The sequence below is a fragment of the Protofrankia sp. Cr1 genome (assembly GCF_963555865.1).
Lineage (GTDB): Bacteria > Actinomycetota > Actinomycetes > Frankiales > Frankiaceae > Protofrankia.
In genome coordinates this window covers 1-2,516 of record NZ_CAUVXO010000696.1, presented here as the reverse complement: position 1 = coordinate 2,516, position 2,516 = coordinate 1, and the positions used below count along the sequence as shown (strand labels likewise).

The 2,516-nt window shown below is 66.7% G+C and carries 1 protein-coding gene; it reads left to right on the top strand.

The annotated features are described in order from the left end of the window. Positions 1–1,856: 1,856 nt before the first annotated feature. The coding region (locus U9980_RS28155; RefSeq protein WP_322770696.1) for a DegT/DnrJ/EryC1/StrS family aminotransferase at positions 1,857–2,516 on the top strand (660 nt) is incomplete at its 3' end.

The window sequence follows — 2,516 nt, the reverse complement described above, 5'->3', positions numbered from 1 at the left end:
CTTCACACCCAACGGGTGCGCGAGATGCACCCGCGCACCCGACGGGGCGAGCACGTCCGCCGCCCAGTACCAGCCATACGTCGCTTCCAGCACCACATCCGGGCTTTCACCCGCCCGGCTGATCTCCACGGCCAGCGACTCCGCCTCGTTACTGATCCGGACGGTGCCGCGCGCGGGTCGCCGTCAGGCGTCATCCGCTCCGGACGTGCCGCGCGCGGGTCGCCGTCAGGCGTCATCCGCACGATCAGCGACCGCCGCCGGTGCAGATCGATCCGCACTACCTGATGACCCTCATACGATGGATCCACAGGGGCCTCCTTCATCGGTGGCCGTGAGCAACCCGAGAACCTACCCAACTCGGGAGTCACCGGGAGCAGAGGTCCCGCCCCTGCATCGCATCCGCGGCCCTGTCCGTGCAGTTGCACGCCACATGACGCCCGACCCAGGACAGGCCACGCACGACGTTCACCTCGGGCAGATCACATCCCCGCCAGCGGACACCTTCATGGCCGTCCCTGGGCAGGATCTCGCGGCCGCCGACACACGCCGAAGCGGGGTGGACGACGGCGTTGCACCGGCCGCTTCGTTTCGGTGATCCTCTTGACCTACCTGTGATCATCGAGAGGACCGGCTGGCTGGGCCTGCTGGCACAACGCCACCCCCTATGACCCCGCACTCCACCAGACCCGTGAGCATGGGGCATCAGCGCCGGAACGCGACTGTCGAGGCCTTCACCCCTCATGATCCCCGAGACGCTGTCCGCCAGCTAGCGACCCTAGCTAGCCGTCACGTGCCAAGCCCAACACGCCGCCAAAACCGGGAGAGGGAGCGTTTGCTTTCGTGTGCCGTCGAGCGCGTCGCGAGAGTGCTGCCGACTGGCACTGCCATCGGTGCGATTTCGTCGACCGTCTGCCCGGCCGTGAGGAGACGGGCGGGAGGCGCACCGCTGCGCGAACCGGCCAGAGTTGGTCGGGGACTGCGTTGACGGCACCATGGCGAGTGGCCGCACTGAAGGCGACCTGGGACCGCGACGACGCGAGTTGCGAGTCTTGACAATTCATCCATACTGGAGCCTATACTTCCTCATAGAAAACGTGTACAACTACGCTGGGCCCGGCGGATAGAGGCTCCCGCCGGACAGTTGATGACTTCCGACCATGTCGTCGGTGGCCACTGCGCCCTGCGCCCGAACCCTGCTGCCAATCCGCCTCGGGTACTGTCCGTGGGGCTCCGACGGAACTTGCACAATCGCATCGCGCCTTGGTCGAAAGATCATCAATGCGAATTGGCCGACATCCGATGGGAGGCCCTCTTGGCTGTTGTCCGTGTTCCCTGCTCGGCCAGTCCCCACATCGAAGGAGAGCGCCTGGAAGTCGCCCGGAGCGTGGGCGCGTCGTCTGGCCCCGCGGGGCATACCGTCCTGACGGGCGCCGGCCGGGGCGACACGGCCGAATTACCCAGGGTGGCGCGCGCGGCCGGCGGCCACGCGGCGATGACCCCGTTGGTAGCCCAGCCGAACCACAAATGGGTGATGCTGCAAACCGTCGCATTCGTCGTGCTTGCCGCGCGTCTCGGCACGCTTAATTCGCTGTTCGAGGTATGGGCCGTTACGCGCCCGGACTGCCCCGAAAGCGCAGTATCTTGATCGACGCGGCTCTGCTGTTCGACCCGTTGCGGCACCGGATGACGCTGATGGCCCGCCGCGGTCTCATCGCACCAGTGGCGCTCGAGCTCGTCTCGTACGTTGGGTCCGCGCCATGGCTCTTCGTCGAAATCTTACACAGCATCGTGCAGAGTCTCGCTGCTGTCGACCGGCGACGCCGACAGCCGTGACGCCGCCCGTGGGCGGAACCGGCGTGGCACATCCGCCGCCGTGGCCTCGCTACGACGCCGCGTCGATCGCCCGGTGTCAGGAGTTGCTAGCCGCCGGACGGTCGTACGACTACGAGCGTGGCGCGGAGATCCAGCGCCTCGAGGATAGCTTCGCGCTCCATTACGGGCGCACCTTCAGTTTGGCGGTGAACAGCGGCACTAGCGCGCTCTTCCTCGCGTTCCTCGCGGCGGGCCTCGGACCTGGTGACGAGGTAATCGTGCCCACCTACACGTTCCTGGCCACTGGGACTCCCCTGCTGTGGCTGGGTGCGGTCCCGATCCTCGTCGACGCTGGCGATGACACTGGCAACCTTGACAGAGCGCGGATTGAGCCAGCGCTGACGGCCCGAACCCGCGCCATTGTGGTCACGCACCTTTTTGGCCATCCGTGCGACATGTTGCCGATCGCGGAGCTGGCACGTTCCCGAGGGCTGACGCTCATCGAGGATTGCTCGCACGCGCACGGTTCGACTGAGCGCGGGCGCAGGGTGGGGACGTGGGGCGATGCTGCGGTGTTCAGCGTGGGCGGCCGTAAGATGGTCAGTGGTGGCATGGGCGGCATGCTGCTCACGGATTCCTCGCCGATTTTTGAGTTGGCCTGTCTGGCGAGTGCCCCAAAGCAGCGCAGCCTAGTCTCCGTACAC